The sequence below is a fragment of the Bacillus sp. JST-5 genome (assembly GCF_057747715.1).
In genome coordinates, this window is record NZ_JBYLHW010000034.1 from 21,999 (window position 1) to 29,163 (window position 7,165).

The following is a 7,165-nucleotide window of genomic DNA, read 5'->3' on the forward strand; positions in this document are numbered from 1 at the left end:
CTTGTATTAAATAAATATGTTTGCTATATTTTTTAATACAGTTGTATTATAAAGGGAGAGATAAAATGAACTGGGTTGTATGGTTAATTATTGCTTGTGAAATTGGCTTTTGGGTATTTATTATTTCTGGATTGTTCGTAAGATACATCTTAAAAAAACAAACTTTAGGACTGTTTTTATTAGCGATGTCACCTGTTGTAGATTTCATTTTATTAGTCGCAACGGCTTATGATTTATATCAAGGAGCAACGGCAACGATAGCACACGGTTTAGCAGCGGTTTATATTGGTGTCTCGGTCGTTTTTGGTAAAAGCATGATACAATGGGCTGATGAACGCTTTCAATATTATGTATTCAAAACTGGTGAAAAACCAAAACAGAAATATGGGCTTGAATATGCGAAACATTATTTTAAAGGATGGATCAAACATATTTATGCATATTTAATTGGTGCAGGATTAGTAGGAATCATTTATTTATGGATACAAGATTTTGAACGTACACAAAAGTTATTACAAATCATTAGTGGATGGACGATCGTAATTATTATTGATCTCCTCATTTCTCTTTCATATTTTATTTTCCCTAGAAAACCATAACCGAGGTAGATGGTAATGGAACGATTATTAACGAAAATAGTCAAGGAATATTTTAACGAAATGAAAGTCATAGAGTGGAAACGAGTGTATGGTGGAGATATAAATGAATCTTATTATGTTAGAACGAAAGAGCAAGAATATTTTGTAAAATGTCGTCCTTCTCCCCCTCCTCGTTTTTTTACAAGTGAAAAAATCGGATTAGAACAAATCCGTCACACAAAATCAATTCCTGTTCCAAAAATTTTTCATTTGTATGAAGATTCATCGTTTGGATATCTAATATTAGAATGGATCAAGGGCAAAGAAACCAATGATACAGAAGAAAAATTAGGAGTTTTATTAGCAAACATGCATCAAGCAACATCTAACTGTTTTGGTTTTTCTCATGATACGTATATTGGCTTAATACCACAACAAAATCAATGGGATAAAACTTGGTTGGATTATTATCGCGAATATCGGCTAATTCCACAAATTAAGTTGGCATTAGATAAAGGATTTTTCACACCTAGTGTTAGAAAAAAACTTTATAGTTTAGTTGATCATTTAGAGAAGTGGGTTCCAGCTAAGCCGCATGCAGCATTACTACACGGAGATTTATGGAGTGGTAATTGGATTGTTGGTCAAAGCGGTACGCCATATCTTATCGATCCTTCCATTCTATATGGTCATCATGAATTCGAGTTAGCTTTTACCGAGTTATTTGGAGGATTTTCTAAAACATTTTACGATGCTTACAAGAGTGTGCAACCCCTCTCAAACAACTATGAAGACCGAAAACCGATTTATCAATTATTTTATTTGCTTGTACATGTCAATTTATTTGGAGAAAGTTATATTCCTTCTGTGGAAAGGATTGTTCATCGATACGTTTAAAAAGAAGTGGATTGCAAATGTCAATTCACTTCTTTTTTATAAAGTTTGATTTCACTGCTTTAAACATTAAAGCTTTATGTACGATTTAGATAAAAAAGAGATTTTCATACTGTTTATTTGTCCATAATCATAAATAGTTACTTAATTCCATAGATGAAAATAAAGGAGGTTTTTCTGATGGAATATCGAATCGAACGTGATACGATGGGAGAAGTAAAAGTCCCTATTGATAAATGGTGGGGAGCTCAAACCGAACGAAGCAGACAAAATTTCAAAATTGGAAAGGAAAAAATGCCGAAAGAATTAATAGAAGCGTTTGCAGTTTTAAAGCGTTCCTGTGCCATTGTAAATGAGAAATTAGGAAAATTAAGTGTACATAAGAAAAATGCCATCGTACAAATTTGTGATGAGATTCTTGAAGGTAAATTAGAAGAACATTTTCCTTTAGTCGTATGGCAAACGGGCAGCGGAACTCAAACGAATATGAATGTCAATGAAGTGATTGCTAATCGTGGGAATCAATGGTTGCAGGATAAAGGAATTAATGAAAAAATCCATCCGAATGACCATGTGAATATGAGCCAAAGTTCTAATGATACATTTCCAACAGCCATGCATATTGCTGGCGTTCTTTCTGTTCATAAACTACTCATTCCAGCATTGAATCGATTGTTTTCAACGCTACAAAAAAAAGAAAATGAATATCAACATATCTTCAAAATTGGTCGGACACATTTACAAGATGCGACACCATTAACCCTTGGTCAAGAAATAAGCGGTTGGGTTCATATGCTAAAACGTTCAAAAGAGATGATTCTTGAATCAACGGAAAAAATGAAGGCGTTAGCGATTGGGGGAACGGCTGTTGGCACAGGAATTAATGCTCACCCAAAATTTGGCGATATGGTGGCAGAAGAAATATCACAATATACAAACTTTTCTTTTTCCTCTTCAGAAAACAAGTTCCATGCGCTAACTAGTCACGATGAAATAACCTATGTACATGGGGCATTAAAATCTCTGGCCGCCGATTTAATGAAAATAGCGAATGATGTCCGTTGGTTAGCAAGCGGTCCACGGTGTGGGATAGGAGAAATAACTATTCCTGAAAATGAACCGGGAAGTTCGATCATGCCAGGTAAAGTAAACCCAACTCAAAGTGAAGCGTTAACTATGGTAGCTATTCAAGTTATGGGGAATGATACTGCTATTGGATTTGCAGCTAGCCAAGGAAATTTTGAATTAAATGTATTTAAACCTTTAATCGCTTATAACTTCCTTCAATCTGTTCGGCTATTGGCAGATGCAATGGATTCATTTAATACAAAATGTGCTGTTGGTATTAAACCGAACAAAGAAGTGATTGAAAAATATTTAGAACAATCCTTAATGTTGGTGACGGCATTAAACCCTCATATCGGTTATGAAAATGCCGCAAAAATTGCTAAGCATGCCTATCAAAATCAATTATCGTTAAAAGAAGCAGCTCTGCAATTAGGTTTATTAACAGAAGAACAATTTGACCAATACGTCCGTCCAGAACATATGATTCATCCGAAAGAATAATTAAAAAAATATAATAGAAAAGGATAGATGAACTGCGAAGACTTACCATCTATCCTTTTCTCATAATTTTTCGGACATATTTTTTATGAAGTGTTTTGAAGGAAAAAATAACAATGTTAACTAATATAAATATAATAATTCATTTTTTCGAGGTGATCTCAATTGAACAAATATAGTGTGTTTTCACTTTCGACTCTAGTAATCTTTATCATTATGTTTTTTACAATGTTGAGTGGGGTGTCGTTCGGTGCAATAGGGAAACCTTATATTGTTGCTATGTTTTTATTCCCGTTAATAGGAATTGTTTTAGGTTTCAAGGCTAATAAAGGTTTAATCCAATGGCTATTAATAAGCCTTAACATTCTTGCTATCTTTGTTATCTTGTATATTTCATTAATTGCTTATGGTATTGCTGAAAGTTAATAAATATAACACTAGATAGTAAAAGTTCTCTGTTCAAACAACATCCTACGTCACCGAACCCCCCCCTTCCCCCTTTGATTCAAAATAGATTTTTATCTACTCAATTCATGATTGTTCTTCCACCGGATACCCATCTTCATTTACTTTCAAGAAAAATTCATTCGGACGGTCCAATTTTAAATATACCTTTTTTACTTTTCTTCGAAATCCGTACATGTAATAAACATCAATTGGTTCAAATAAGTCTATTACGACATTTGGAACACCTTTTTCAAAATCAATATGAATTCCGTGAAAGACGTCTTTCTCTTTTTCGTTATATTCTCCTTCACTAGGTTTTCGAATACTAGTAATAGATTCTTTTGGTATGGTAACTCTTTTTATTAGCCCGAATGGGATTGTAATTCTTTCACGTTCAACAGTGATTGGATTTAAACGGATTGCTTGAATTTCACCAATAAAAAAGAAAACAGTATAAACATTTAATACAATCCCAATCCATGACAGAATCGGATTCCATTTATGAATCAGCCAATGTAGTCCAACAGTTTCTAACACAATAGCGTGAATAAGCATAATATAAAACGCAATGATGCTTGTTTTTTGATGTGCCGTAAAATGGCGTTCTGTTAAAACGACTTTATTTCGAAAGCTAGCTAATGCATGTTTGAACATCATCCATTCAGAAGCAATCATTTTTGCTAAATGTTGATCGGCAAACGTTTCATCTAAATGATTCCAAATGGCAATTGAAGATGGAACAATTCCGTTGTAATCATTCATATTCTTTCGTACTTTACGTATCGTTTGGATTAATTTATATATAATGAAAAATTCTAAGGAAAAAATGGATAGCTCCCCGATTAATAATAACCATCCAATCCATTCGAACTCCGATAAATAAATGTCTGGAATAATCCATGTACCAACGATATAACCGGATAGTGCTACTCCAATAATGGGTGCTAATTTCCCTTTCTTTCGATAAATAAAGAAATATGTTAAAGCTGGAATGACAATGACGAAATCAATGATTGATCCAATGACAAGGTATTTTATTTCATTGGCAGGTACATAAACAAGGTGATGAACTGCATAGTTCGACATGACAATTAAGCCTATTAATGTAAAAAAGAAAAGCAATTTCTTTCGAGATTGAAAACTTGCAACCACATGTATCCCCCATTTTCTCTGACTACCTATTATTTTATCATTCTTTTAATAGAGGATTGTTTAACTGTTTCTTCATGAATCTGTCAAACTTTAATGTATTCATTCTTTTCATGAGCAATCTTATCGTATTTTAATTTGTTTTGTTGGATCTTCTTTATGAATCCGATAATAGTCGATCATATTTTTAATGACGTCCTTTAAGTCAGGACATTGAATTCCCGAATGTTTTAAATCCTCTTGAACGATTGAACAGTCATATTGGGTATTAATCATAAAATAATCTAACGCTTCTTTTTCTACCCGTAACCATTTCCTAATTAACCGAATTGATAAAAAAGCTTTTGCTAGTGAAATTGGTAATGTTCCTATTGGGGTTTTTCCCGTGTATTCTTTCAACATCATTTTATAAATTTCCCTCATTTTATAGGGTTTTGGGTCGGTTAAATGATACGTTTTCCCAACCCCTATTTCTTCATGGGATAGAAACATCGTCGCCGATACAATATAATCGATAGGGACAAAATTACCTTCAACATCACCTTTTCCTAAGTAAGGGATCATCGGTAAATGTTTCATTCGATCAAAGAAATTTAACATAAAATACAAACCATCAAATTTCATCGTTTCTCCTGTAACTGAATGGCAAAAAAAGACACCTGGCCGGAAAATCGTTGTTGGAACTTGATTGATGATTTTTTGAACTTCCACCTCTGCTTTAAATTTCGTTTCTTCATAATAATTTTTTGAAATCTTGCCCCATATCCAATTCCGTTTCTAGAATTTTCCCTTCTCTTTTTCCTGCCACATATGCGGTACTAAAATAAATATACCTTTTTAATCTTTCTAAATTTTTTACAAATTGGTTTACATTTTTTGTTCCTGTGACATTCACTGTATATGCGATGTTTTTTTCAACAGCAAGGTCATAAATGGCTGCTAAATGAAATACATGTGTAACAGTATTTTTTAATAGATTTATCACTTCATTTTTTAAGTGCAAATTGGCTTTTGTAATATCTCCTTCTATCACTTTCCAATGCTTATTGGGAAAATTTGCAGCATTTGCTATGGAGGTCATTTGTTCTTCTGCTTGTTTCTTTAACTGAGGTAATGTTAGAAGATAAATATAATGAACATTTTCTCTTTTAACTAAATCTTTAATTAATTGAGTGGCAATATACCCAGGAAATCCGGTGAAAAAATATACATTTGACATCATTCAACCTCCTTTTTTTAACAACTAAACCGTATAGATTGACAATAGAAAACTATTATTTATAATACTATCGTATGTTTTTAATATTTTTAAAAGAGGAGTCCTTACTATGAAAGTACAGGTAAAACCAATAACTCCCCAACATGACCCTTGGGAATCATATTTAAATATTAAGGATTACGGTCGACATTTATTAACAAATGTTGAGTTTACTACAACAACAATTTGTAATATGAGATGTGAGCATTGCGCCGTCGGTTATACATTACAACCGAAAGATCCAGAAGGTTTACCGGTTGAACTTTTGATTGAAAGATTAGAAGAAATTCCTCATTTACGTGCTATTAGTATTACTGGTGGGGAACCAATATTATCCAAACAATCGGTAAAAAATTATGTTATTCCTCTTCTTTCATATGCCAAAAAAAGAGGAATTCGTACTCAAGTAAACTCTAATTTAACATTAGATTTAGAGAGATATATAGAGATATTGCCGTATCTAGATGTATTACATATTTCACATAACTGGGGAACCTATGATGAATTTATTGATGTAGGTTTTGCTAGAATGGAGCGTAAACCTCCAAGAGAACAACGAAAACGATTATTTGACCGTATGATCGAAAACAGTCGTTATTTATCCGATGCGGGTGTTCTTGTTTCAGCTGAAACAATGTTAAATAAGCGAACATTTCCCTATTTAGAGACTATTCATCACCAAGTTGTTTATGAGATGAAATGTTTTAGACATGAAATTCATCCAATGTATCCAAGTGACTTCGCCTCAAGTTTAGAAGTATTATCATTGGAAGAAATACGTCAAGCGATCGATTATTTATTATCCATTCGAAATGAAGATGTTTGGATGTTATTCGGAACGCTTCCATTTTATGCGTGTAGCGAAAATGAAAAAGATCAAGAATTACTAAGAAAATTACGAAATAGTAAAAATGTTACGGTTCGAAATGATCCTGACGGTCGTTCGCGGTTAAATGTCAATGTTTTCACAGGGGATGTTATTGTAACAGACTTTGGTGATACACCACCATTTGGCAACATCAAGGAACACTCTCTAGAAGAATTATTTGACAAATGGTTAAATAGTCCTTTAGCAAAATCATTAAATTGTCACTGTCCATCAGTTCAATGCTTAGGACCAAACGTTTTAGTTAAAAATACGTATTATACAAATGAAGATTTCACGAATAAAAGTGCGAAACAACCAATCAGATAATGTAGAGTAGAAAACTGATTTCAAAGGGACAGCTCATGCTGTCTCTTTTACTCTCAGCTTCCCCTCATCAAACCGTAC

8 protein-coding genes are annotated in these 7,165 nt (G+C 33.1%); 5 read left to right on the plus strand and 3 right to left on the minus strand.

The window, feature by feature from the left end; all coding sequences use genetic code 11:
- The first annotated feature begins 65 nt into the window (after positions 1-65).
- From AC3ASS_RS08520 to AC3ASS_RS08535, 4 genes are all read left to right on the plus strand, one after another.
- The gene (locus tag AC3ASS_RS08520) at positions 66-599 is read left to right on the plus strand and encodes a hypothetical protein (protein WP_488283100.1); all 534 of its coding nucleotides are present in this window, start codon (positions 66-68) and stop codon (positions 597-599) included.
- 9 nt (positions 600-608) lie between these two features.
- A complete protein-coding gene (locus AC3ASS_RS08525) occupies positions 609-1,475 on the plus strand; it encodes a fructosamine kinase family protein (protein WP_488283101.1) in 867 nt (288 codons plus the stop codon).
- 177 nt (positions 1,476-1,652) lie between these two features.
- On the plus strand, positions 1,653-3,041 hold the full coding sequence (gene fumC, locus AC3ASS_RS08530; RefSeq protein WP_488283102.1) for a class II fumarate hydratase: 1,389 nt from the start codon (positions 1,653-1,655) through the stop codon (positions 3,039-3,041).
- 162 nt (positions 3,042-3,203) lie between these two features.
- Positions 3,204-3,464: a hypothetical protein gene (locus AC3ASS_RS08535; RefSeq protein WP_488283103.1), complete on the plus strand. Its 261-nt coding sequence runs from the start codon at positions 3,204-3,206 to the stop codon at positions 3,462-3,464.
- A gap of 105 nt (positions 3,465-3,569) precedes the next feature.
- On the opposite strand, the gene AC3ASS_RS08540 is transcribed toward AC3ASS_RS08535, so the two are convergent.
- From AC3ASS_RS08540 to AC3ASS_RS08550, 3 genes are all read right to left on the minus strand, one after another.
- On the minus strand, positions 3,570-4,637 hold the full coding sequence (locus tag AC3ASS_RS08540) for a hypothetical protein (protein WP_488283104.1): 1,068 nt from the start codon (positions 4,635-4,637) through the stop codon (positions 3,570-3,572).
- 120 nt (positions 4,638-4,757) lie between these two features.
- Positions 4,758-5,345 (minus strand): SDR family oxidoreductase, encoded by a 588-nt coding sequence (locus tag AC3ASS_RS08545; protein WP_488283105.1) that lies wholly within the window; start codon positions 5,343-5,345, stop codon positions 4,758-4,760.
- Positions 5,346-5,367: 22 nt separating this feature from the next.
- Positions 5,368-5,853: an SDR family oxidoreductase gene (locus tag AC3ASS_RS08550; protein WP_488283106.1), complete on the minus strand. Its 486-nt coding sequence runs from the start codon at positions 5,851-5,853 to the stop codon at positions 5,368-5,370.
- 109 nt (positions 5,854-5,962) lie between these two features.
- Here AC3ASS_RS08550 and yfkAB point away from each other — a divergent pair, with 109 nt between their 5' ends.
- Positions 5,963-7,087 carry a radical SAM/CxCxxxxC motif protein YfkAB gene (gene yfkAB / locus AC3ASS_RS08555; RefSeq protein WP_488283107.1) on the plus strand — a complete coding sequence of 375 codons (1,125 nt, stop codon included), beginning with the start codon at positions 5,963-5,965 and terminating at the stop codon, positions 7,085-7,087.
- Positions 7,088-7,165 lie beyond the last annotated feature (78 nt).